At 64.4% G+C, this 24,195-nt stretch carries 18 protein-coding genes; 12 read left to right on the forward strand and 6 right to left on the reverse strand.

What is annotated here, in order from left to right; translation table 11 throughout:
* Positions 1 to 20: 20 nt before the first annotated feature.
* The 5 genes from AB4074_RS17845 to AB4074_RS17865 are packed head-to-tail and all read right to left on the reverse strand — an operon-like array spanning position 21 to position 4,412.
* Positions 21 to 779, reverse strand: coding sequence for a PP2C family protein-serine/threonine phosphatase (locus AB4074_RS17845; protein ID WP_441414594.1), 759 nt, complete (start codon positions 777 to 779; stop codon positions 21 to 23).
* A complete protein-coding gene (locus AB4074_RS17850) occupies positions 779 to 1,942 on the reverse strand; it encodes an adenylate/guanylate cyclase domain-containing protein (RefSeq protein ID WP_345449662.1) in 1,164 nt (387 codons plus the stop codon). Before AB4074_RS17850 ends, AB4074_RS17845 begins: the two co-directional genes overlap by 1 nt.
* Positions 1,932 to 2,567 (reverse strand): PH domain-containing protein, encoded by a 636-nt coding sequence (locus AB4074_RS17855; RefSeq protein ID WP_441414595.1) that lies wholly within the window; start codon positions 2,565 to 2,567, stop codon positions 1,932 to 1,934. Before AB4074_RS17855 ends, AB4074_RS17850 begins: the two co-directional genes overlap by 11 nt.
* Complete coding sequence (locus tag AB4074_RS17860; protein ID WP_441414596.1) at positions 2,560 to 3,468, reverse strand: biotin--[acetyl-CoA-carboxylase] ligase; 909 nt, start codon at positions 3,466 to 3,468, stop codon at positions 2,560 to 2,562. Before AB4074_RS17860 ends, AB4074_RS17855 begins: the two co-directional genes overlap by 8 nt.
* 47 nt (positions 3,469 to 3,515) lie before the next feature.
* Positions 3,516 to 4,412: an SDR family oxidoreductase gene (locus AB4074_RS17865; protein ID WP_441414597.1), complete on the reverse strand. Its 897-nt coding sequence runs from the start codon at positions 4,410 to 4,412 to the stop codon at positions 3,516 to 3,518.
* Positions 4,413 to 4,623: 211 nt separating this feature from the next.
* On the opposite strand from AB4074_RS17865, the gene AB4074_RS17870 reads away from it, so the two are divergent.
* From AB4074_RS17870 to AB4074_RS17910, 9 genes are all read left to right on the forward strand, one after another.
* Positions 4,624 to 6,207, forward strand: a complete 1,584-nt coding sequence (locus AB4074_RS17870; RefSeq protein WP_234750804.1) for an acyl-CoA carboxylase subunit beta — start codon at positions 4,624 to 4,626, stop codon at positions 6,205 to 6,207.
* Positions 6,204 to 6,458, forward strand: coding sequence for an acyl-CoA carboxylase epsilon subunit (locus AB4074_RS17875; protein ID WP_441414598.1), 255 nt, complete (start codon positions 6,204 to 6,206; stop codon positions 6,456 to 6,458). Before AB4074_RS17870 ends, AB4074_RS17875 begins: the two co-directional genes overlap by 4 nt.
* A 124-nt stretch (positions 6,459 to 6,582) precedes the next feature.
* Positions 6,583 to 8,268, forward strand: coding sequence for a DUF885 domain-containing protein (locus AB4074_RS17880; protein ID WP_441414599.1), 1,686 nt, complete (start codon positions 6,583 to 6,585; stop codon positions 8,266 to 8,268).
* Positions 8,269 to 8,553: 285 nt separating this feature from the next.
* A complete protein-coding gene (locus tag AB4074_RS17885) occupies positions 8,554 to 9,966 on the forward strand; it encodes a dicarboxylate/amino acid:cation symporter (RefSeq protein ID WP_441414600.1) in 1,413 nt (470 codons plus the stop codon).
* A gap of 96 nt (positions 9,967 to 10,062) precedes the next feature.
* Positions 10,063 to 10,482: a YbjQ family protein gene (locus AB4074_RS17890; RefSeq protein ID WP_441414601.1), complete on the forward strand. Its 420-nt coding sequence runs from the start codon at positions 10,063 to 10,065 to the stop codon at positions 10,480 to 10,482.
* Positions 10,483 to 10,519: 37 nt separating this feature from the next.
* A complete protein-coding gene (locus AB4074_RS17895; RefSeq protein WP_441414602.1) occupies positions 10,520 to 11,206 on the forward strand; it encodes a TetR family transcriptional regulator in 687 nt (228 codons plus the stop codon).
* 26 nt (positions 11,207 to 11,232) lie between these two features.
* Positions 11,233 to 13,755 carry an MMPL family transporter gene (locus AB4074_RS17900; protein ID WP_441414603.1) on the forward strand — a complete coding sequence of 841 codons (2,523 nt, stop codon included), beginning with the start codon at positions 11,233 to 11,235 and terminating at the stop codon, positions 13,753 to 13,755.
* A 211-nt stretch (positions 13,756 to 13,966) separates the two neighbouring features.
* A complete protein-coding gene (locus AB4074_RS17905) occupies positions 13,967 to 14,638 on the forward strand; it encodes a Maf family protein (protein ID WP_441414604.1) in 672 nt (223 codons plus the stop codon).
* A 109-nt stretch (positions 14,639 to 14,747) separates the two neighbouring features.
* Positions 14,748 to 16,556 carry an acetyl/propionyl/methylcrotonyl-CoA carboxylase subunit alpha gene (locus tag AB4074_RS17910; protein ID WP_441414605.1) on the forward strand — a complete coding sequence of 603 codons (1,809 nt, stop codon included), beginning with the start codon at positions 14,748 to 14,750 and terminating at the stop codon, positions 16,554 to 16,556.
* 91 nt (positions 16,557 to 16,647) lie between these two features.
* Here AB4074_RS17910 and AB4074_RS17915 read toward each other — a convergent pair whose 3' ends face one another.
* Positions 16,648 to 18,057, reverse strand: coding sequence for an MFS transporter (locus tag AB4074_RS17915; protein ID WP_441414606.1), 1,410 nt, complete (start codon positions 18,055 to 18,057; stop codon positions 16,648 to 16,650).
* A gap of 292 nt (positions 18,058 to 18,349) precedes the next feature.
* Here AB4074_RS17915 and AB4074_RS17920 point away from each other — a divergent pair, with 292 nt between their 5' ends.
* The 3 genes from AB4074_RS17920 to AB4074_RS17930 are packed head-to-tail and all read left to right on the forward strand — an operon-like array spanning position 18,350 to position 23,563.
* Positions 18,350 to 19,756, forward strand: coding sequence for an MFS transporter (locus AB4074_RS17920; protein WP_441414607.1), 1,407 nt, complete (start codon positions 18,350 to 18,352; stop codon positions 19,754 to 19,756).
* 1 nt (position 19,757) lies between these two features.
* Positions 19,758 to 22,004 (forward strand): molybdopterin oxidoreductase family protein, encoded by a 2,247-nt coding sequence (locus AB4074_RS17925; RefSeq protein WP_441414608.1) that lies wholly within the window; start codon positions 19,758 to 19,760, stop codon positions 22,002 to 22,004.
* Positions 22,001 to 23,563 (forward strand): FAD-dependent oxidoreductase, encoded by a 1,563-nt coding sequence (locus tag AB4074_RS17930; protein ID WP_441414609.1) that lies wholly within the window; start codon positions 22,001 to 22,003, stop codon positions 23,561 to 23,563. Before AB4074_RS17925 ends, AB4074_RS17930 begins: the two co-directional genes overlap by 4 nt.
* Positions 23,564 to 24,195 lie beyond the last annotated feature (632 nt).

Here is a 24,195-nt window from a genome sequence, read left to right on the forward strand (position 1 = left end):
CCGGTCCCTTCGGCGTCGTTCTACTCGATCCTGGCATCCACCACAATCGCGGTGACATTGTCCCGTCCGCCACTCAGCAACGCCTCCTGAATGAGGGCATCCACCGCGTCTTGGGGCTTCTCCACCGCGCTCAGGATCCGGGACATGTGCTCGTCACTCAGCTCCCCGGTGAGTCCGTCCGAGCAGATCAGCATCCGGTCCCCATCCTGGATGGGCAGCAACCAGAAGTCCGCTTCGTTTTCGCCGCCTGTGCCGAGGGCGCGGGTCACCACATGGCGGCGCGGATGCACCGTGGCTTCTTCACGCGTGATGCTTCCGGCCTCCACGAGTTCCTGGACTTCCGAATGGTCCACGGTCACCTGCCTGAAATCGCCCCGGCTCAAGCGATACGTGCGCGAATCGCCGATGTTCATGACCAGCCAATACGGAACGCCCATGTGCTCGGCGACAACGACGCCGGTGAGCGTAGTTCCGGCGCGGCCACCCGTCGCATTCCGGATCTGGGAGTCGGCGGCAAGGATGCACTCTTGCATGGCAACAGCGGTCGCCGAGCGGACTCCCGACGCCAATTGAGGCATGCTGCCGAGGGTCCGTACGCACAACGCGCTGGCAATCTCGCCCGCCTCATGGCCGCCCATGCCGTCAGCGACCGCGAAGACCGGATCCTCCGCGATGAGCGAATCTTCGTTGAGTTCCCGGCTGAGTCCGCGGTCCGTCCCGTAGCCATAGCTCAACGTGAATCCGGGCTCGGGGGAGGTCGCTGCGGAGGGTGAATTCATCAGTCGAGAACCAGTCCCTTGCCAAGGCCGCGGGCAAGCCGGACGGGGAGGATTTCCCCGAAACCACGAACGTTCTCGGCCGTCTGCGGAACCAGGACGAAGCGTTCGTCCTGGCCGAGAGCTGCTGCCGTCATCTCGTCCACGAGGACCGTGCCGGGTTCGGCCAAGGCGGTGAGGCGGGCCGCGAGGTTGACGGTGGGGCCGTAAATATCGCCGAGGCGGGAAAGGATCCGTCCCCAGACCATGGCGACGCGGGCTTCCGGCAGGATTTCGTCTTCCGTGAAGGCCTGGGCGAGGGCCAAGGAGATCTCAGCGCCGGCGGCCGGCGTCTCGGCGATGTAGAGGACTTCGTCGCCGACGGTCTTGACGAGGCGTCCGCCGCCGATGGAGATAATTTCCGCGCATTTGTTCTCGAAGCGCTGGACCAACTGGGCCAGGGTTTTCTCGTTCATGCGGCGTGACAGGCTCGTGTAGGAGACGAGGTCGGCAAAGCCCACGGCGCGCGCCAAGGGCAAAGGGGCATCGTCTTCGTCCCCTTCGCGGCCGGCTTCGCTGGCCTGAAGACCTGCCTCTGCACGGACGGCCAGGCGCTGCACACCGGCGTTCATCTGGCGGCGCCACGAGTAGAGGAGGATCTCTTCCATGGCATCCACAAGGTTGGGCAGTTCATTGACCAACTGTTTGCGGGCAACGGCGTCGGGAATGCCTTGCTGCATCACCATGTCTTCGATGAGGGCCTCGACTTGCCACACCACCATCCGGTCGGTCATCTGGCCGATCGCGCGCGTCACGGAAATGGCGGCTTCCTCGGTGAGCTTTCCTGCGCGGACAAGGTCGAGGATGGTGGAAAGCGCAGCGAGGTCGCGCTCAGTGAACGCGACGTCCTGGTCGCCGAAGTTGGGAAAACCCAGAGCTCGCCACAGCTTGCGGGCAGACAACAGCGAGACACCTGCTCCGGCCGCCACTTCGCGTCGCCGGAGTTTGCGTTCGCCGCCCAGGAGCCTGGTTTCCAGGGCCTTGATGGCCAGCCGTTCTGAAGACAGGGCGCCGGTTGGCGGGGACACGACGGGGAGGACCCCTGTTGGTGCTTGGTCCACGGAAGGTTCGGGCACGGCGTCGGGCTCGTGGTCCATGTACTCAGGCTCCTGCTCGTCAACGCTCATCTCTTCCACCTTCTCTCATATCCCAGGGCAACGCGGCATCCGGGTAGTCAACTGGTCCAGCAAAACTGTCAAAATCGCCGGCCTCCTGCACGGCGCCAGGGCCGAACCTGACATTCGTCGGAAGCTCGGCCATGGCATCCAGGATGAAACTTCGAAACTTGCCGACCTCCGGGACGTCCGCGAGGACGGCCTCGCCGGGGTGCCCGGTATCCAAGGATATATTCCCGGAGCGCAATATCCGTTGGAGCAGCGATTGTTGAATCCCCACGCTACGCACCGCAGCCAGCGGAACCTGCCAGTCGCCGCGGCGAAGCATTCCGAAACGAGCAACTATCCGGCCGCTTGTCAGGATGTACCGTATGCCGCGCCAGCGGATGAATCGCGGGAGGCTGTAGCCGAGCAGCACGATCGCCACTAGGGCCAGGCACGCGGTAACCAACCATTGGGTCCAGTCGCTTGTGATGACCGGAAGCAGCTTGCCCGGTCCGCCCTTGACAATCCATGCACAGGCGAACGCGGCGGCAGCGGGGACAAGTATGAATGCCAGCGCGGGACCAAAGAGCATCCTGGGCTGCCGCCGCGTGATCACGATGACTTGCTCCCCACGCAGGAGCTCTTTACGCATAACCGCTTTCGGTAGCCCTCAGGTGGACGACGTCGCCGGCGGTCACGACGTGCTCGCGGCCACCATGGTCCACCACTAAAAGGGAACCATATTCATCCAACCTGGACGCATGCCCCACCAATTCGTGGTCGCCGGGCAAATGAGCTTTAACTTCGCGTCCCAAGGTGACCATGACAGCTTCTACCCGCTTGTGCAGGGAGGAGCCTCCGGCCAATCCCGCTGTAGGGTCGCCGTCGGCGTTGCAGAAGCTGCGGTACAGCGTTGCGAAGCGGGAGAGATAGTTGCGAAGAAGGACCGTGCGGTCCGTGGTGCTGGCACCTTCAAGCAGAAGGGAGGTTGCCGTGGGGACAGGCAATTCATCCTCGCCGAGCGTGACGTTGAGACCGGTACCCAGGATCACCGCCGGAACCGAGCCATCGCCCATCGGCCCCATCTGGGCAAGGATGCCGGCGATCTTTTTGCCCCGGACGAGGACGTCGTTGGGCCACTTGATCTCGGCAGGCACGCCGGCGGTTTCCAGGAGGGTCTCACGCAAGGCCAGCGCACCCAGAAGGGAGAGCCAGGAGTAGCTCTGGGTCGGGACGGGCAGGCCTTGGGAATTCACGGGGCGCAGGACGATCGAAACGGAAATCGCCGAACGTGCGGGAGATTCCCAGTGACGGTCGAGCCGGCCCCGTGCCGCCGTCTGGTGCTCCGCGGTGAGGACTGCGAGGTCGGACCATTCCTTGGGCTCCGTGGTAACGGCGCGCAGCAGATCAGCGTTGGTGGAGCCGGTGGTTTCCACGATCTTCAATTGCGAAATACCAGCGGCCGCGAGGAAGTCGGGATGAAGCAGGGCATCACGGTCCAGGCCCAAGCGCGGGGCACGTGGTTCGGTGCTGGCAGGCTGTTCGACATCCATAGACAGAATCCTATCCAGCCAGGCTGGTCCCGGAAGAAGTTGTCCGCTTAGAGGAAGATATCCGGCACCAGCTTCTCCTCCGGGGCACCCAGACTGTAGGGCCTGAAGTCCGAAACACCCGCAGCCCTCAACACCTGTTCGTCCGTGTAGAAGTTGCCCGAACTTGCCGAACCGCCTGAGTCTGCGGTCAGGTGCGCCCCGGTCAGGACAGCGTGGGCAGCGTCGGCCATGATGTCCGAGCCTCGGGCGGCTTGGACGATCTGTTCCCCGCCAGGCATATTCCGGATGGCAGCAGTGTCGATCAGGGTGCAGGGCCAGAGCGAGTTGACCGACACGCCGTCGTTCTTGAGTTCTTCGGCCAGTCCCAGCGTGGTGAGGCTCATGCCGTACTTGGCCATGGTGTAGGCCAAGTGCATGCCGGCCCACTTCGGGTCGAGGTTCAACGGCGGGGAAAGAGTCAGGATGTGCCCGTTGCCCGATTTCCGCAGGGCCGGAAGCGCGAGCTTGGACAGCAGGAAGGTGCCCCGGACGTTGATGTCCTGCATGAGGTCATAGCGTTTCATGTCAATCGCGTCAGTGCGGGAGAGATCTATCGCCGAGGCGTTGTTGATGACGACGTCGATTCCGCCAAAGCGTTCGACGGCGGCGGCAACCGCCGCGGCAACGTCGTCGTCGTTGCGGACGTCCCCAACGAGCGGCAGCGCCTGTCCGCCCGCTGCTTCCAGTTGCTCGGCGGCCGTGAAGACCGTTCCTTGCAGCTTGGGGTGGGGTTCTCCGGTCTTGGCCATGATGACGATGTTGGCGCCGTCGCGGGCCGCGCGGGTTGCGATTGCCAGGCCGATGCCGCGGCTGCCGCCGGACATCAGGATGGTGCGGCCCTTCAGTGATCCACGCGCCTGGTAGGGAAGGGCAGGGTTTGCAGAAGCATCGTTCCTTGAGGTCATGAGGACACTGTAACCCAACTATGTTACTGGTGAGTAACATCGCTGAATGCTCGACTTGAAGTCCGAAAATTGTAGGGTTTCTACAGCGGTCTGTGGCTTTTGCGTCATTAGACTAGCCAACAGGGCCCGCACTTTGTACGGATGCTACTTAAGAGCGCATGCCTAACGAAGCAGTGCCAGCGTAAATCAGCTACAGAGCCGGAGACATTTGATGAGCCACGATCTGACAACGACAGCGGGAAAGATTGCCGACTTCCGCGACCGCCAGGCCCGTGCAGAACAACCTTCCGGCCCCGAAGCGATCGAGAAGCAGCATGCCCGCGGCAAGAACACCGCCCGCGAACGCATCGACATGCTCCTCGATGAAGACTCCTTCGTGGAGTTCGACGCCCTGGCCGTCCACCGCTCCACCGCGTTCGGGATGGAGAAGAAGAAGCCCCTCGGCGACGGCGTTGTCTCAGGCTATGGAACCGTTGACGGCCGCCTCGTTGCCATCTACAGCCAGGAATTCAGCGTCTACGGCGGCTCCCTGAGCCAGGTCAACGGCGAGAAGATCGTCAAGGTCCAGGAATTCGCGCTCCGCAACGGATGCCCGATGGTGGGCATCAACGACGGCGGCGGCGCGCGCATCCAGGAAGGCGTCGCCTCGCTGGCGATGTTCGCCGACATCTTCCGCAACAACGTCCATTCTTCCGGCGTCGTCCCCCAGATTTCCCTCATCATGGGCCCGTGCGCCGGCGGCGCCGCCTACTCCCCCGCCCTCACCGACTACGTGGTGATGGTGGACAAGACCTCCCACATGTTCATCACCGGCCCGGACGTCATCAAGACCGTCACCGGCGAAGACGTGGACATGGAAACCCTCGGCGGGGCGCGCCAACACAACGCCACCACCGGCACTGCGACCTACCTCGCCAGCGACGAAGCCGACGCGATCGAGTTCGTCCGCGAACTCCTGGACTTCCTGCCGTCCAACAATCTGTCCGAGGCCCCCGTCCTGGAGCACGAGCAAGAGCTTGAGCTCGACGACGACGACCTCGCCCTGGACACACTCATCCCGGACTCGGCCAACCAGCCCTACGACATGCGCAAGGTCATCGAGCAGATCGTTGATGACGCCCATTTCCTCGAAATGCAGTCGCTCTACGCCCCCAACGTGATCATCGGCTACGGCCGGGTTGAAGGCCACACGGTCGGGATCGTGGCCAACCAGCCCATGCAGTTCGCCGGCACGCTGGACATCTCCGCTTCGGAAAAGGCCGCCCGTTTTGTCCGCCACTGCGATGCCTTCAACGTCCCCATCATCACCTTGGTGGACGTCCCCGGCTTCCTGCCCGGCAAGGACCAGGAATTCCAGGGCATCATCCGCCGGGGAGCCAAGCTGCTTTACGCGTACGCCGAGGCCACTGTGCCGAAGCTGACGGTCATCACCCGCAAGGCCTACGGCGGAGCGTACATTGTGATGGGTTCCAAGAAGCTTGGCGCCGACCTCAACCTGGCCTGGCCCACGGCCCAGATCGGCGTCATGGGCGCCCAAGGTGCCGTCAACATCCTGTACCGCCGCGACCTTGCCGCCGTCGCCGAGGCCGGTGGCGACGTCGAAGGCAAGCGTGCCGAGATCATCCGCCAGTACGAAGAAGAACTCCTCAACCCCTACCAGGCAGCCGAGCTTGGATACGTCGATGCCGTCATCGTGCCGTCGGAGACCCGCATCCAGATCATCAAGGGCCTCCGCGCCCTTCGCGACAAGCGCGCCAGCCTGCCCACCAAGAAGCACGGAAACATCCCCCTGTGAGCGCCGGACAGAACCTTCCGGACTCCGCGGCTGATTCCACTGACGTGGGGCCGGCCGAGCCCTTGCTTTCGGTCGTCAAGGGAGACCCGACGCCGGAAGAGCTCGCGGCGCTTGCCGCCGTCGTCGCCTCCCTTGGATCGCCAGAGGAAGCCGAAACTCCGAAACCCAGCACGCGGCACTGGCTGCGACGGCAGCAACTGCGCATGGACCCCACTCCAGGGCCAGGCTCCTGGAAGCGCAGCCGGGGCTAGATCCCCACCGCCTCCCTAACCTCGCTCCGCTCGGCCAGGGAACCCTCGGCGGCGGAGGCCCCTACTGTGGGGATCATCTGCAACAACTCTTTCACAAGATCCTTGTCGCGGTTAGGCTCTTGGGGTGACTACTCCTAACACAGCTCCGGCACGCCTCCAGACTGCCATCGATGCGGTCGCCGACGCCTACACGGACACCCTTCTTGCCCTCAACCCGACCCTCGCCACCACCCTCGGCCTGCCCGGACACGAAACCGAGTACCAGGACTTCTCGCCTGCCGGCGCGGTGGCATTTGCCAAGGCAGCGCGCCGCACCCTCGATGAGCTGGCTGCCCTCGAACCGACGGACGCCTCCGATGTCGTCACCCTTGACGCGATGCGGGAACGGCTCGGACTGGCCCTCGAGATCCACGAGTCCGGCTGGGACGCCGCGGACCTGAACAACATCGAGTCTCCGGCCCAAACGATCCGCGCGATCTTCGACCTCATGCCCACAGACACTGCCGAACACTGGGAGCACATCGCCGGCCGCGCGGCCAACATTGCTGAAGCGATCGACGGGTACATCGTTTCCCTTCGTTCGGCCAAGGAGGCAGGGAGGGTCTCCGCAGCCCGCCAAGTCAAGATCGTCATCGAACAGACCAGCAAATACGCGGCCGAGGACGGCTTCTTCGCCAAGCTCGCTTCGGAAGCCTCCCTCGATGGGCAGCCGCTGCCGGCGGAACTGCAGGAAGAGCTCGACGCCGGTGCCGCCGTCGCGCGCTCCGCCTACTCGCGCCTCGCCGCCTTCCTCGAAGCGGAGCTTCTGCCCTTTGCTCCCGAAAAGGACGCGGTGGGCCGCGAACGCTACGCCCTGGCCTCACGTTTGTTCCTCGGAGCAACTGTGGACCTAGAGGAAACATACGCCTGGGGCGTGCAGGAACTCGACAGGATTATTGCCGAACAGGAGCGCGTAGCCGAGCAAATCAAGCCTGGCGCGTCCATCAAGGAAGCCAAAGCCATCCTCGACAACGATCCCGAGCGGCAAATCAAGGGCACCGATGCCCTCAAGGCCTGGATGCAGGACCTCTCCGACCGCGCAGTAGCCGAACTGGCCGACGTGCACTTCGAGATCCCGGACATCATGAAGACGCTCGAATGCCGCATTGCGCCCACGGACGAAGGCGGCATCTACTACACAGGTCCCTCTGACGACTTCTCCCGGCCCGGCCGCATGTGGTGGTCCGTCCCCGGTGGCGAAGACACCTTCACCACCTGGGCCGAAACCACCACGGTGTTCCACGAAGGCGTCCCCGGCCACCACCTCCAGGTGGCCACTGCCGTTTATCGCCGCGAACTGCTCAACAACTGGCGACGGAACGTCTGCTGGGTCTCCGGGCACGGTGAAGGCTGGGCCCTCTACGCCGAAAAGCTCATGCTGGAGCTTGGCTACCTCAAGGACCCGGGCGACCACATGGGCATGCTGGATATGCAGCGCATGCGTGCGGCCCGTGTGGTGTTCGATATCGGTGTCCACCTCGAGCTGGAAGTTCCAGAACGCTGGGGCAGCGGCACCTGGACCTCGGAAAAAGGCTTCGAATTCCTCAAGGCCAACCTTCCCATCAGCGCGGGCCAGCTCCAGTTCGAATTCACCCGGTACCTCGGCTGGCCGGGGCAGGCTCCGTCGTACAAGGTAGGGCAACGGCTATGGGAAGAAATCCGGGCTGAACTCGAACGCCGCGACGGATTCGACCTGAAGACCTTCCACACGGATGCGCTGAATATCGGCTCGGTTGGCCTGGATACTCTCAAGCGCGCTTTGCTGGGGTAGTCCGCGTCGCGGTCGCCCTTGGCGACACGCATCCTCGGCGTGCTGCTCCTTCGTCGCTTTGACGCACGCTGCCGGATGCCTGTCGCCAAGGGCTCGGTGCGGAAGGTGCCCGTCGTCCGCCGCATAGAGGCTGTTACATTCCCCACGTTTCGTCCGGGAATAACTTCATAAATGGGTGGATTGGCGGCGAATTCGTTGGGCTATTGGGAAATTGAATTTTTCGGTTCTCGTAACATTTCTCAACGTCGGGTCGCGGTGGTATTTGTCGGGGCCTAATTTGTTCCGGTGAGCAATTCATCCAACACTTTGACTTCCGCCGGAAAGACTGGGTCCCGGCTTCCCAAGTGGGCAACGTCTTTCGGCGTCCAGATCATCGCGGCCCTGATGATCGGCCTGGCACTCGGTCTCCTGGCCAAAGCCACCGGCAGCACCACGAAGACTCCCAACGGGCTCGGCGCCACGCTGCAGACCATCGGCTCGAGCTACGTCTCGCTGCTGCAGACCGCCGTCGTGCCCTTGATCTTCACCGCTGTGGTGAGCTCCGTCGCGAACCTCCGCCAAGTGTCCAATGCAGCGAAATTGGCATGGAACACTTTGCTCTGGTTCGCCATCACCTCCCTCATCGCAGTGATGATCGGCATCGGACTTGGAGTGCTCCTGCAACCGGGCTCCGGAACCGGCATCACCAAGAAGGCCGAGTATGCCGGAAAGACCGGCGACTGGTGGGCGTTCCTCACCGGCCTCTTCCCCAAGAACTTCCTGGGCATCGGCGCGAGCACGAGCGTCACTGACGGCGTCGCCAGCACTTCGATCAGCTTCAACGTGCTGCAGATCCTGGTGATCGCCATCGCCGTCGGCGTTGCCGCCCTCAAGGTCGGCAAGCAGGCCGAACCGTTCCTGAACCTCAACGCTTCCGCCCTGGCGGTCATCCAGAAGGTCCTCTGGTGGATCATCCGCATCGCCCCGCTGGGTACTATCGGCCTGATCGGCAACGCTGTGGCCGTTTACGGTTGGGACACCATCGGTTCGCTCGGCAAGTTCACGGTGGCCATCTACGCGGGCCTGGCCCTGGTGCTCTTCGTCGTCTACCCGATCCTGGTCAAGACCCATGGACTGTCCGTCAAGCAGTATTTCTCGGGCGTGTGGCCCGCCGTGCAGCTGGCATTCGTCTCGCGTTCCTCGATCGGCACGCTGCCGCTCACGCAGCGCGTCACCGAACGCAACCTCGGAGTTCCCCAAGGTTACGCATCGTTCGCTGTGCCGCTCGGCGCCACTACCAAGATGGACGGTTGCGCCGCCATCTACCCGGCCGTCGCCGCGATCTTCGTTGCCCAGTTCTTTGGCATCAACCTGGACTTCAGCCAGTACCTGCTGATCGTAGTGGTTTCGGTCCTTGGTTCCGCGGCAACGGCAGGCACCACGGGCGCCGTCGTCATGCTCACTCTGACCCTGTCCACGCTGGGACTGCCGCTCGCCGGCGTCGGGCTCCTCCTGGCGATCGACCCGATCCTGGACATGGGCCGCACGGCCGTCAACGTCGCAGGACAAGCGCTGGTTCCGGCCATCGTCGCCAAACGGCAGGGAATCCTGGACGAATCGCTCTACAACGCGTCTCGCAAGGGAACAGCGTTCGCAGCCGAGACCGAGTCCGCGGAAGCATCCGAGGACACCCGCGAGCTCGCTGACGCCAAGGCCTAGCGGCGGCCCATCGTCGCGCGGACGAATCCCCGGGGAATGCCCCGGGGATTCGTCCTTTTAACATTGGAAACGGTGAATTCTGGATAGGCTCTTTCCATGCTGATCGTCACCTCAAACAAGATTCCGGGCCACAGGATCGACGCCGTCTTCGGCGAAGTCATGGGCCTCACCGTCCGCTCGCGGGATCTCGGCTCCCAAATGATTGCCGGTTTCCGCTCCCTCGGCGGCGGCGAGCTGCCCGAAATGACCAAGGCACTTTATGAAAGCCGCCAGGAGGTCATGGCCCGTATGGTCAACGAGGCACAGCAGCGCGGCGCCAACGCTATTGTCGCCATGCGCTTCGACACGTCCGAGATGGGCGGCAACTGGACCGAAGTGTGCGCCTACGGCACCGCGGTGTTCGCCATTCCGCTGGCCGAAGGCGAGGCCGGCGCCACAGGCCAGTCGATCTACTTGACCAGCGCCGCAGCCCAGCAATCCGCACAGCCTACGACCGAAGATTCAACTCGACCTTAACTTGCCCGGAGTGCAAAGTTGCACTTAGTGTAAGTACGTGACAACCTCCGACACCGCCGCCCTGCCCTCGCGCCGGGAACAGAACAAACTGGCTACCCGCCGAGCAATCGCGGACGCGGCCCTCGCCATGTTGCGCAGCAGGGGCGCCGGCAATTTCACGGTGGAAGACCTCGCGGAAGAGGCCGGCGTATCCCGGCGCACCTTCTTCAACTACTTCCCCAGCCTCGAAGCGGCGTTGGCCTCGGTGACCGAGGGCTTCCTGGACCACGCCCTGGAACAATTCCGCCTGCGCCCGTCGGACGAACCCATCCTCGATTCCGCCCGGGCCGCCCTCATGGCACTGGCTGACCCCATGACGGTTTCCCCCATGGCCGAGCTCTTCAGCCTGACCCACGACAACCGGGCCCTCGTGCGCTCCGAACTCGAAGCCTGGGACCACTGCACCACGCAGATCATCGACGCCGCCCGTCTTCGCCTCGGCCCGGACGTCGATGAGCTCTATTTGCGGGCCTTGGCCGGGTCCATCATCTCGTGCGGCAAGGCAGCCATGAGCGTCTGGTTCGAACAACACGGCCCGGATCTTTCCCCTGAATCCCTCGCGAGCCTGCGGCAGTACTTGATCGACGCCATTGGCTTGCTCGGTTCAGGCTTCACGGCACCCGCCCCTCGAAGCCCGGCGTCGCGCGGCACTCAGCCCGCGGCTGACCCACAACACTCGGCATAACCACACACCGACAGATCGGTTCCGATATGGCACTCCTGCTCTACCGCCTTGGCAAGTTCTCCTACCGTCACCGCTGGCTGGTGATCTCCCTCTGGCTGGCCGTGCTCGTGGCAGTCGGCGGCTCCGCAGCTGCCTTCCACGGCACTATGTCCAACAACTTCCAGATCCCGGGTACCGAGACCCAGCAGATGCTGGACAAGCTCAAAAAGGACCTTCCGGCTTCTTCGGGTGGTTCCGCAGGGATCGTCTTCGAAGCCGGCGACGCCGGATTCAACCAAGCCGGCAAGGACGCCATCGCGTCGGCCCTCGCCCAGCTGGAAAAACTGCCCGATGTGCAGTCAACGGTCAACCCGTTCACGACTCAAGCCACCTTGGACAAGGCACCGTCCGACCTTGCTGCCGGGGAACAGAGAGCGGCCGCCGGGCAAGCTGAGCTGGACAAGGCGAGGGCCACGCTCGATGCAGGCGATGCCCAACTGAAGGCCGCCGAGCAGCAAATGACCGCTGCGGGCATGCCCGCAGCGCAGATCCAGGCCCAGCTCGCCCCGCAGAAGGCGGAACTTCTGGCCGGACGCCAAAAGCTCGACGCCGGCCAGAAACAAGCCACTGACGGTGCCGCCGCCCTTGCGTTGGCCAAGCGCCAGGTGACAGCATCCCAAGGCATGCGTTTCGTCTCCCAGGATGGTAAAGCGGCGATCGCCCAGGTCCAGTTCAAGACCTCCATCAACGGCCTGACCCCCGCCGTCCGGCAGCAAGTCCAGGACATCGTCCACGGAGTCTCCTCGGCAGGTGTCACGGCCCTGGCCAGCAAGGAAATCACCGAGGACGTCTCCCAGTTGTTCGGAGTCTCCGAAATCATTGGCATCGCCGTGGCTGCGATCGCCCTCATCGTGATGCTGGGAACGCTCGTCGCCGCCGGCCTGCCCCTCCTGATGGCGATCATTGGCGTGGCCGTCGGCGTCGGCGGAACCTTTGCCCTCACCGGCGTCATCGACATGAGTTCCATCTCCCCGATGCTCGCGCTCATGCTGGGCCTCGCCGTCGGAATCGATTACTCGCTCTTCATCGTCAACCGCCACCGCGGGCAATTGCTTTCAGGGATGGACGCAGAGGAATCAGTCGCCCTTGCCACCGGCACCTCAGGCAACGCCGTTCTCTTCGCGGGTCTCACCGTCGTGATCGCGCTTGCCGCGCTGGTCGTTCCGGGGCTCCCGTTCCTGGCCGTCATGGGCCTTTCTGCCGCCGCGACAGTGGCAGTCGCCGTCGTCGTCTCCCTGACACTGACCCCGGCGGTCCTCTCGCTGGTGGGCCGCAAACTGATCTCGAAGCGGGCGTGGGCCAAGGCGGAGCGCCACAACGCGGAGCCGGAGCATGCCTCGGCGGACCGCGCCGAGGACCAGCGGCGTAGCAGCCGTGGGTGGGGCGGGCTCGTGACCCGGCATCCGGTGGTCTCGCTGCTTGCCGGCGTCATGCTGCTCGGGGTGCTGGCGCTCCCGGCTTCCCAGCTGCGCCTCGCTTTGCCCGACGGCGGTTCGGAACCGGTCGACTCGCAAGCGTTCAAGGCCTATGACCTCACCCGGACGAGCTTCGGCGAGGGCATGACCGGCCCCATCGTGGTTGTCGGTACGTTCCCGTCCGGGCTCAGCGACGACCAGGCCAAGACCAAGCAGTTCGACGTCGCGGACAAGCTGCGCAGCGTCGACAACGTCGTGGCGGCCGTTCCGGTAGCCCTCAGCCCGGATCACCGCACGGCCGTTTTCCAGGTCATCCCCAAGGACGGCCCCGCGAGTGCCAGCACCGTCCAGGTGCTCTCGGAACTGCGTGCCAAGGGTTCCGAAATCCAGCAGGCCACAGGCGCCACCATCGGGCTGACGGGGCAGACCGCCGGCAACATCGACGTCTCGGCGAAGCTCGGTGCCGCGTTGCCGCCATACTTGGCGATCGTCGTCGGGCTCTCGCTGGTCCTCCTGCTTCTGGTATTCCGCTCGATCGTCGTCCCGCTGCTCGCCACCGGCGGATTCCTGCTCTCGCTCGCGGCAGCGTTCGGCGCCGTGGTGGCCGTGTACCAGTGGGGCTGGCTGGGCACCGTGTTCGACGTGCCCAATCCCGGAGCCGTGTTGAGCTTCCTGCCGATCATCCTGATTGGTGTGCTGTTCGGCCTGGCCATGGACTACCAGGTGTTCATCACCTCAGGCATGCGTGAATCGTTCATGCACGGTGAGAACGCGAAGCAGGCGGTCCGAAGCGGCTTCAGCCATGCCTCAGCGGTGGTTACGGCCGCCGCCATCATCATGGTCAGCGTGTTCGCGGGCTTCATCTTCAGCCACCTGACCATGGTCCGGCCGCTCGGTTTCGCGATGGCGTTCGGCGTGCTCGTGGATGCGTTCGTGGTACGGATGACCATCGTTCCGGCCGTCATGTACCTGCTGGGCGAGAAAGCATGGTGGCTGCCGCGGTGGCTGTCCCGGATCCTGCCCGACGTCGACGTCGAGGGCGCCAAGCTGCAGCGCACGACGGCGGCAGTCGGGGCCAAGGAGCTGGTCCACTAAGCGCCTGGTCGTCTTAGCGGCCTGAGCGCGGCGTCGGTTCTGTGTTCAGAACCGACGCCCGCTCACCTTTAAGGCCCTTTCCCCAAACGCCCGCTCACCTGAAGTCAGGGGAACATGTCCACGTGGGCGGCATAAGTGAGCGAGCGTCCGGCCAAACACCCACATAAGTGAGCGAGCGTCGGTGGAAGGCGCCGCGTATTACGCTTGAGCCGTGACCCGATTGATCCTGGCTTCCCAGTCCCCCGCCCGCACCAAGCTCCTCACGGACGCCGGCATCCACCACGAAGTGCTCGTCTCGGACGTGGACGAGGACGCCGTGCAAGCCCGGTACGGGGTGACCGACGCGCATGACACCGCGCTCCTCCTGGCCCGTGCCAAGGCCGAGGCCGTCGCGTCCCTTCCTGACGCCGAGGGGTCCCTGGTGATCGGCTGCGATTCCGTATTCGAATTCGACGGCGAATCGCACGGGAAGCCGTACACGGTGGACGTGGCCAAGGAAAGGATGCTTCGCATGAGCGGATCCAAGGGCGTACTCCACACCGGGCACTGGCTGGTTGACTGCCGCGAAACCGCAGCGGACGTGAAAGACGGCGAGACGGCCGTCGGCACCGGAGCAACAGTCGGTGCCGTGTCCAGCGCAGAAGTCCACTTTGCCGAGATGAGCGAGAAGGACATCGACGCTTACATCGCAACCGGCGAGCCCCTGCATTGCGCCGGTTCGTTCACGATCGACGGCTTGGGCGGGGCCTTCATCCGCAAGGTCGACGGCGACCCGCACGCCGTCGTCGGGCTCTCCATCTCGACCCTCCGCGATCTGCTGGGGCAGGCGAACGTTGGAATCACCGAACTCTGGACGCACAACGGTTCCGCGACGGACGAGTAGTTTGTAGCAACCCTACAAAGACAGGCCGTCTCACACACGGAATCCCCCATCAATATGGGCGGAACCCTCAAAATCACGCTAGGCTCCCTGAAGGACAGAAGGAGTCAACTTGTCAGCTAATCCGGCGCAGCCCATTTCCAGCCCTCTCACCAAGGTCTTGATCGCCAACCGAGGCGAAATCGCGGTCCGCATTATCCGCGCAGCCCGGGACGAAGGCATCGCATCCGTGGCCGTCTACGCGGACCCCGACCGCGACGCCCTGCACGTCCGGCTGGCAGATGAGGCCTACGCGCTGGGCGGCAACACTGCTGCTGAGTCATACCTCGTGATGGACAAGTTGATCGAGGTCGCCAGGCAGTCGGGTGCCGACGCCATCCACCCCGGCTATGGCTTCCTCGCCGAGAACGCCGAGTTTGCCGCCAAAGTCATCGACGCCGGCATCACCTGGATCGGCCCGTCTCCGGACGCCATTTCCGCGCTGGGCGACAAGGTGCAGGCCCGCCACATCGCCGAAAAGGTCGGCGCTCCCCTGGTTCCCGGCACGGCCGACCCCGTGGAATCCGCCGACGAGATCCTGGCCTTCGCCCAGGAGTTCGGGCTCCCGATCGCCATCAAGGCCGCCTACGGTGGTGGCGGCCGCGGCATCAAAGTTGCCCGCACCATCGAGGAAATCCCCGAGCTTTTCGAGTCCGCAGTGCGCGAGGCCATTGCCGCCTTCGGCCGGGGCGAGTGCTTCATCGAGCGGTTCCTGGATTCCCCGCGCCACGTCGAGACCCAGTGCCTCGCCGATGCCTACGGCAACGTTGTGGTGGTCTCCACCCGCGACTGTTCCCTCCAGCGCCGCAACCAGAAACTCGTTGAAGAAGCACCTGCTCCGTTCCTGAGCCCCGAGCAGAACGAGCGACTGTACGAGTCCTCCAAGGCCATCCTGAAAGAAGCCGGCTACCTGGGCGCGGGAACCTGCGAATTCCTGGTGGGCCAGGACGGCATCATCTCCTTCCTTGAGGTCAACACCCGGCTTCAGGTGGAGCACTGTGTTTCAGAGGAAGTCACAGGCCTTGACCTGGTCCGGGAGCAGTTCCGCATCGCCCGGGGCGAGAAACTCGGCTATAGCGATCCTGAGGTCCGCGGCCACTCCTTCGAATTCCGCATCACCGGCGAAGACCCGGGCCGCAACTTCATGCCCGCACCGGGAACCATCAGCACCCTGAAGAATCCGACGGGTCCGGGCATCCGCATCGATTCCGGCGTCGAACAGGGCGACGTCATCAGCGGGAACTTCGATTCCATGCTGTCCAAGCTGATCGTCACCGGCGCCAGCCGCGAACAGGCCCTCCAGCGCTCCCGCCGTGCCCTCGAGGAAATGGTCGTTGAAGGCATCCCCACCATCATTCCTTTCGACCTCGCAGTGGTGACCGATCCCGCGTTCGCTCCGGCCGAAGGCCCGTTCAAGGTGCACACGCGCTGGATCGAGACCGAGTTCGTCAACAACATCCCCGCATGGACGCCTACCGGAACCGGAACAGAAGCCGCCGACGCCGGTGAGCGCCAGCGCGTCGTCGTCGAGGTTGGCGGCAAACGGCTGGAAGTTGTCCTTCCCGCGACTCTCGGCTCGGTTTCCTCGGTTGCCAGCGCGGGCGCCAAGGGCACGAAGGTCAAGAAGCGTTCCCGCTCTGCGGGCGCCTCAGCTGCAGTCGCGGGCGGCAACGCCCTCACCTCGCCGATGCAGGGCACCATCGTCAAGGTGGCTGTAGCCGCCGGCGACGTGGTTGCCGAGGGCGATCTGATCGTGGTCCTGGAAGCCATGAAGATGGAACAGCCCCTCACCGCCCACAAGGCCGGCACCATTCACGGCTTGGTGGCCAAGGCGGGCGAGACCGTCTCCGCGGGCGCCGTTATCGCGACGATCGAAGATTAAACAGACTCGAATGGCTCCGGCCCCGCACCATTGGTGCGGGGCCGGAGCCATTTAGCGGAGCCGTGCTAATCGCGAGCCTGTTAATACAGGGTCAGGCTACGTTGTTCTCGTAGTCCGTGTCCTTGGTTTCCTTGGACAGGAACAGTGCCACGAGCGTCAGGACTGCCATCGCGCTGAGGTAGACACCCACCAGGACCGTGCTGCCCTTGGCCGATTCCCAGAGCCAGACCGCGATGAACGGAGCCACAGCCGCGCCGAGGATGCTGGACATGTTGTAGCTGACGGCAGATCCGGTGTAGCGGACGTTGGTGGGGAACAGTTCCGGAAGCAGCGCACCCATGGGGCCGAAGGTGAGGCCCATCAGCGTGAAACCGATGATCAGCAACGCCATAGTGCCGACAAAGCCGCCGCTGAACAGCGGCACGAAAAGCAAGCCGAACACCAGGATTCCCGCGGTGACCGCCAGAAGCATCTTGCGGCGACCATACTTTTCGGCCAGCGGGCCCGCCACAAGGGTAAAAATGCCGAAGAAGACGACGCCGGCAATCAGCATCCAGAGGAAGTCGTTCCGGCTGAAGCCCAAGCCCGGGACGAACGCCGCGACGGCCGCGTCAGTCATGGGCTTTCCGGCCTTGACCGCTGCGGCTTGGGCGCCCGCCAGCGTGGGCTTGGTGCCGTAGGTCAGCGTGAACGTGGTCATCAGGTAGAACAAGACATACGTGGCCAACATGATGAAGGTACCGAGGATCAGCGGGCGCCAGCTTTTCTTGAAAACGCGTCCGATGGGCAGCTTGGCCACTTCGTTCGACTCCAGCACCTTTGTGAACGCGGGAGTTTCAATGAGCTTGAGGCGCACGTAGAGGCCGAGGATCACCATGACGGCGCTGAGCAGGAACGGCACGCGCCAGCCCCAGGCGGCGAAGGCCTCGGGATTCAGGGTGTAGCTGAAGACCAGGAAGATGATGTTGGCCAGGATGAAGCCGATCGGCGCACCCATCTGCGGAAATGTTCCATAGATAGCGCGTTTGTTGGCCGGTGCGTTCTCGGTTGCGAGCAGAGCGGCTCCGCTCCACTCACCGCCGAGGGCCAGGCCCTGGGCGAAACGCAGGACTACCAGCAACGTGGGGGCCAGGAAAGTCCAGCCGGGGACCTGAGCCGTCGGGAGGCAGCCGATCAGGAAGGTTGCAATACCCATGGTCAGGAGGGACGCAACCAGGGTTCCCTTGCGACCGAACTTGTCACCGAAGTGGCCGAAAATGATGGAGCCGAGCGGCCGGGCGACGAAGGCCACACCGAACACCGCGAAGGAGCTCAGCAGCTGGGTGGTCTCGTCAGCCGTCGGGAAGAACAGTTTGGGAAAGACGAGGACGGCAGCCGTGGCGTAAACGTAGAAATCGTAGAACTCGATCGACGTCCCGATGAGGCTGGCGAAGATCACCCGTCCCCGCGAGTTGACCTGCTTGACTGACTCGCTTTCCTTGGATTGAGCGATGGAAGACATGTAGTGGTTGCTCTCCGTTCACGCCGGCCCGGCGTTCCTGAGCCTGCCGGCAAAGATTATTGAGAGTTCAATAATAGTTCCCGGTATCCAACAAATGGACAATCAAGTCCAGTATGCGGACGCTCTGGAAAGTCTCACTCTGTGGTCTGCGCCACACAACCTCACCATCGCCTCACGCACCGGTGACCCCCTCCGATAGGCAAATGTCACAGCACGTTTACAAACCGCGACAGTCCGCGAAACGCGCCATCCCTAACGTGGAAGTACAACGTCCCCACAAAGGAGGCACTCCGTGACAGTTGACCGAAGCACCGAAATCCTCACCAACGAGCAGGCGCCCACCGCCCTCGTCCCCGAGCTTGAACACCGCCCTGGCCGCTGGATTGCCAACTGGGATGCAGAGAACAAGGATCAGTGGGAAGCTGCTGGCCGTTCCATCGCAAAGCGCAACCTGTACTGGTCCATCTTTGCCGAGTTCCTCGGCTTCGTCGTCTGGCAGCTCTGGTCGATCGTCGTCGTCCAGCTCCCGGCCGCAGGCTTCAAGTTCGACACCAACCAGATCTTCTGGCTCATCTCGATCCCCAGCCTGGTCGGTGCCACCCTGCGCATCCCTTACACCTTCATGGTTCCTAGGTTCGGTGGCCGCAACTGGACCATCGTCTCGGCCCTCCTGCTGCTGATCCCGACGGCGGGCCTTGCCCTGTGTGTCTCGACCCCCGGCACTCCGTTCGGCGTCATGCTGCTGGTAGCAGGCCTTGCAGGCTTCGGCGGCGGCAACTTCGCCAGCTCGATGGCAAACATCACTTTCTTCTACCCCGCACGTGAAAAGGGCTGGGCGCTGGGCCTGAACGCAGCAGGCGGAAACCTCGGTGCCGCCGTCGCGCAGCTCGTCGTCCCGATCGCCGTTACCCTCCTGGCCGCCGGCACCGTAAACCTGCCCATGGCCGGCCTCATCTGGATTCCCCTCATCCTTGTCGCCGCGTTCGGTGCTTGGAAGTACATGAACAACCTCACCAGCGCCAAGGGTGACGTGGCAGGCTCCATCGCCGCACTGAAGGAACCCCACCTTTGGGTCATGGCTTTCCTCTACATCGGCACCTTCGGCTCGTTCATTGGCTTCTCCGGCGTTTTCCCCAAGCTCATCAAGGACTACTTCCCGGCTTTCTCCTCCATGCACCTCGGCGCGGTTGTCCTCTCGCTCGCCTTCCTCGGCCCGTTGGTCGGCTCCCTCGCCCGCCCCTACGGTGGACGCATGGCCGACCGCATGGGCGGAGCCCGGATGACCGTCACGGCGTTCGCGGCGATGGCGATCATCACCTTGACCATGATCTGGACCCTTCCGCTCAAGAACTTCTGGCTCTTCCTGGTCCTGTTCCTCTTCCTCTTCACGGCAAGCGGCTTTGGAAACGGCGCCACGTACCGCATGATTCCGGTCATCTTCGCCACGTCCAGCCGGGCCGCCCGCTCCGGGGCGAGCGCCGCAAGCACGGCACGCCTCGCGTCTTCCTCCCTCGGCTTGATCTCGGCGATCGGCGCCTACGGCGGATTCGTCATCCCCCAGGTGCTCAACGCATCCAGCGCTTCCGGCTCCTACACCCCCGCGTTCTATGGCTTCGTCGGCGCCTACGTGCTGATGCTCATCGTCTGCTGGGTCTGCTACCTCCGGAAGGCCAACCGTAACGCGATGGGACACATCTAATATGCCCAATGGCGCCGACACCCACTGCCCGTATTGTGCGCTGCAGTGCGCCATGACCCTGACCCCGGCGGCGCCCTCGGCGCAGCCGGGGTCAGACCCCGCTCCCGCGGCAAAGGCACTTCCACTACTGGAAGTATCCGGCCGCGACTTCCCCACCAACCGGGGCGGGCTATGCCGCAAGGGCTGGACATCGCCGTCGTTGTTGAACCACACCGGACGCGTCACGGAACCCATGCTCAAAGGGTCCGACGGCGTCCACCGGCCGATCACGTGGGACCAGGCACTCATGCTGGTCACCGGAGCCGTCAAGCAGACCCGCGAGCAGTACGGGCCCGACGCCGTCGGCGTGTTCGGCGGCGGCGGACTCACCAATGAGAAGGCCTACCAGTTGGGCAAGTTCGCCCGCCTGGCCCTGGGAACCTCCCGCATCGACTACAACGGACGTTTCTGCATGTCCTCCGCTGCGGCAGCCGGAAACCGCGCTTTCGGCGTGGACCGCGGCCTCCCGTTCCCCGTGGAGGACCTTGATTCGGCGAACGTTATTTTCCTTCTCGGCTCCAATGTCGCCGAGACCATGCCGCCATTCGTCCAGCACCTGCAGGGCGCGCGCGATTCCGGTGGGTTGATCGTGGCCGATCCCCGCCGTTCCGCGACGGCCGCATTCACCGGCGACGGCGGTGGCATCCACTTGCAGCCGACCCCGGGAACGGACCTCGCCCTGCTTTTGGGTGTCTCTCACGTGGTGGTCCACGAAGGCCTCGCCGACGCCGAATACGTCCAGAACCGCACCACCGGGTACCCGGCAATCGTTCGTAGCCTCGCTGGCTTCTGGCCGGAGCGCGTCCAGTCGATCACCGGCGTACCCGCCACGCTCATCCGCGAAACCGCCCGTCGCCTCGCGGACGGAGCCCGGCGCGGCGGCAGCTACATCCTGACCGGCCGCGGAGTCGAGCAGCACGTTGACGGCACAGACACAGCTACAGCCGCGATCAACCTCAGCCTCCTCCTCGGCCTGCCGGGCTCATCCCGCAGCGGCTACGGCACACTGACTGGCCAAGGCAACGGCCAGGGTGGCCGCGAACACGGCCAGAAGGCCGACCAGCTCCCCGGCTACCGCAAGATCACCGATCCAGCCGCCCGCGCCCACGTTGCCAAAGTGTGGGGCGTGGACGAATCCCTCATCCCCGGCCCTGGACTGCCTGCCGTGGAGCTCTTGAAGTCTTTGGGACAGCCCGACGGCGTCCGTTGCCTTTTCGTCCACGGCGCCAACGTGGCGGTGTCAGCCCCCGACGCCGGCGCGGTGATCGAGGGCCTGCGCAGCCTGGACTTCCTGGTTGTCTGCGATTTCTTCATGTCCGAGACCGCGCTGGAAGCCGACCTGGTCCTCCCGGTCACCCAATGGGCCGAGGAAGAAGGCACCCTGACCAACCTCGAGGGCCGCGTGCTCCGCCGTCGTAAGGCGCTCACCCCTCCCCCAGGCGTCCGCAGCGAATTGTGGCTCATGGCCCGGCTCGCCGAGTCCCTCGACGCACCGTCCACGTTCAGCGACGATCCCGAGACCGTCTTCGAGGAGCTCCGGCTCGCTTCGGCAGGCGGCTTGGCCGACTACTCCGGAATCGACTACGCCATGCTGGACCGCGGAGAAGCCGCCTACTGGCCCTATCCCACCGGCAGTTCGGGAACGCCGCGACTCTTCCTCGACAGCTTCGCGCACGCCGGCGGTCGCGCGGTGTTGGTCCCGGTGGCACCGCAGAAGCGGTCCCGGCGCTCCGCCGTCGTCGGCTCTGATCCCGATCCGCTGACGCTCGTCACCGGGCGGTTGCTGGAACACTACCAATCGGGCGCCCAAACCCGCCGCGTGGCCGAACTCGCGGCCGCGCAGCCGGAGCCGCTCCTGCAGATCCACCCCGCGACGGCGGCCGTCAGGGACATCTCCAGCGGCGACTTTGTCCGGGTCTCCAACGAGCGCGGAGAGGTCCTGTGCAAGGTGGAGCTCAGCAACAGCATCCGGACGGACACCGTCTTCCTGCCTTTCCATTTCCCAGGAATGGGCAGCGCCAACCGTCTCACTGAGGCGGTCACGGATCCTATTTCCGGAATGCCGGAGTTCAAGACGAGCACGGTCTGGGTCCGGAAGGCGGCACTAGCACATGCCGAACCGGGGTTGGCTGCCCAGTTGGCTGTGCCGGCGGCCGTCGGCTCGTCAATGCAGGAGAGCTTGTCAATGCAGGTCAAGGAGGCATCGTGAGCGAGCGAATTGTGGTGGTCGGTTTCGGACCGGTCGCGTCCCGGCTGGTCGACGAGTTGTTGCCGGCCGTGCGCAGCGGCCTTGTCGAGTTGCTCGTCGTCGGGCAGGAAGCCGAGGCCGCGTACAACCGCGTCATGGTGGCAGAACTCGGCGTGGGGCGGACCACCGCGGAGGCTCTCGCGATGGCGGACGCTGGCGATTTGGCGACCGACGGCGTCGAGGTCCGGCTGGGCGTCACCGTCAAGCGGATCGACCGTGCACGTCAGCAAGTGGTCCTATCGGACGGGACCACGCCCGGCTACGACCGCTTGGTGTTCGCCACCGGCTCGAGGCCCGTCATTCCGAACCTCACCGGCATCAACCCTGATCCTTCGCATCCTGTGCTCCCTTTAGGGGTGACGGCCCTCCGCGATCTCCGAGATGCCGGGCAACTGCGCGACGCCGTGACTGCCGGCAAGCGCGTGATCGTCCTCGGTGGCGGCGTGCTTGGCCTGGAAACTGCCTTGGCCGCGGCGGAAGAAGGCGCCCTGACCACAGTGGTGCACAACGGTTCCTTCCCGCTGGGCCGCAATATCGACCGCGGCGGTGGAGCCGTTCTCGCGGCGAGCTTGCGCAGCAGCGGGATCACCATGGTGGGCAACGCCCGCTCTACTGCGGTGGAGCACAATGGTCCCGACGGCAAGTTTTCGGCCCTGGTGCTCAACGACGGGTCACGGATCGAAGGCGACCTTCTTGTCCTTTCCTGCGGCGTTCGCCCACGGATCGAACTGGCCGAAGGTTGTGGGTTGCCTGCAGCCACCGGGATCTTGGTGGATCACCACCTGCGGACCTATCACGAGCCGCACATGTTCGCGATAGGCGACTGCGCCGAAGTCCGCTGCGCCGATGCCGAGTGCGCCGAATGCCGCACCGCACTGGGTCCTTCCGGGCTGGTGGGTCCGGGCTGGCGGCAGGCCGAGTGGCTTGCCGAGTACCTGATCCTCCTTGCAGAGGGCGGCCAGGGCGCTGCCGACACCTTGGCACCGCTACCGCAGGAGAAGCCCGGCGTCGTGGTGTTGAAGGCGCGCGGCATCAACCTGGCGGTCGCCGGCGACAACAGCGCCGAACCGTGGGATGACGAGCTGTTGTCCGTCGGTGTCTCCGAGGAAATGCCGCGGCGCCAGGTTGCCCAATGGGCCGATCCGGAACACGGCCGCTACGTCAAAATGACGACGCGGGGCGGCGCGCTCGAAGGACTCGTGACCGTAGGCATGCCGCGCACGGCCGCGGAGCTCGTGATGCTGTTCGAACGCGGCTCCGAGCTGCCCGCAGACCGTTCACTCCTGCTTCGCTTGGATGGGCCGGACCAACTGGATTCATCTGCTTCGAATAATGACCCGCAGCGGACCGTGTGCCGCTGCGCGGGCGTCAGCGGTGCGAGCATCGAGGACGCCGTGCTGGATGGCTGCTCTTCCGTGCCGGAGGTTTCCAAAGCGACCCGCGCGGGCACTGGGTGTGGCGGGTGCCATGGGGACATCAAGGGAATTATTGAGAAGCACTTTCAGGGGGTTGCGGCGTAGGGGTGCGTTGAACTCGGGCGTCCAAACATGACTCCCTGCTACCTCATGTCAATACCTCCGGGAAGTGGCATTCGTTGCCTGACTCGAATATCTCCGGTTGGGTCGGCGATTCCAGTCCTCGTTCACGGCTGGTTTCACCGGTGCAGGCTGTTTGGCCGTGGCGAGGGTTTCGAGCCGGCCCGTGAGGGAGAGGATCTGCCGCGACCGGGCGGCGGGACTGGTCCTGTGGTATTCGGTGTTCATGCGGACCACGGCCATGGGCGAGACATGCGGATCGGCGTTCGCGCGTCTGTGTGCGGGGTCGGCGGGGCGTCGTGTTTCTTGGTGACCTTGGCTCCGACGCGGACCTTGTCGACAAGCTTCTGCTGGGGCAGCAGGTAGTTGGTGCGCGCAGTCCCGGTGCCAGCCCGTCAGCTCGACCACTTCGTCCAGCCTCCTGCCCTTCCAGACCCGGCAACCCCCGAACCAGCCGGAGAAATTCTTATGAGTTGATCGGCCGCCTACCGGCCGCGCCACGGATGGAGGAAAATTCTATGGTCGCCCGGTGACCCCGCGTTGACTTGGTGCGGTTGGAGCCCGCAAATGAGTTTGGAGACCGGAGGCCGCCGACAGGAACTACTGATTGTTGCTTC

Source organism: Arthrobacter sp. 2MCAF14 (genome assembly GCF_052115645.1).
Lineage (GTDB): Bacteria > Actinomycetota > Actinomycetes > Actinomycetales > Micrococcaceae > Arthrobacter.

Excerpts from the sequence above, each read along its gene's own strand:
- AB4074_RS17855 (WP_441414595.1), bottom strand. The coding sequence starts at position 2,567 with ATGCGTAAAGAGCTCCTGCGTGGGGAGCAAGTCATCGTGATCACGCGG.
- AB4074_RS17865 (WP_441414597.1), bottom strand. The coding sequence starts at position 4,412 with ATGACCTCAAGGAACGATGCTTCTGCAAACCCTGCCCTTCCCTACCAG.
- AB4074_RS17925 (WP_441414608.1), top strand. The coding sequence starts at position 19,758 with ATGCCCAATGGCGCCGACACCCACTGCCCGTATTGTGCGCTGCAGTGC.
- AB4074_RS17900 (WP_441414603.1), top strand. The coding sequence starts at position 11,233 with ATGGCACTCCTGCTCTACCGCCTTGGCAAGTTCTCCTACCGTCACCGC.
- AB4074_RS17870 (WP_234750804.1), top strand. The coding sequence starts at position 4,624 with ATGAGCCACGATCTGACAACGACAGCGGGAAAGATTGCCGACTTCCGC.
- AB4074_RS17860 (WP_441414596.1), bottom strand. The coding sequence starts at position 3,468 with ATGGATGTCGAACAGCCTGCCAGCACCGAACCACGTGCCCCGCGCTTG.
- AB4074_RS17850 (WP_345449662.1), bottom strand. The coding sequence starts at position 1,942 with ATGAGCGTTGACGAGCAGGAGCCTGAGTACATGGACCACGAGCCCGAC.
- AB4074_RS17915 (WP_441414606.1), bottom strand. The coding sequence starts at position 18,057 with ATGTCTTCCATCGCTCAATCCAAGGAAAGCGAGTCAGTCAAGCAGGTC.
- AB4074_RS17845 (WP_441414594.1), bottom strand. The coding sequence starts at position 779 with ATGAATTCACCCTCCGCAGCGACCTCCCCCGAGCCCGGATTCACGTTG.
- AB4074_RS17890 (WP_441414601.1), top strand. The coding sequence starts at position 10,063 with ATGCTGATCGTCACCTCAAACAAGATTCCGGGCCACAGGATCGACGCC.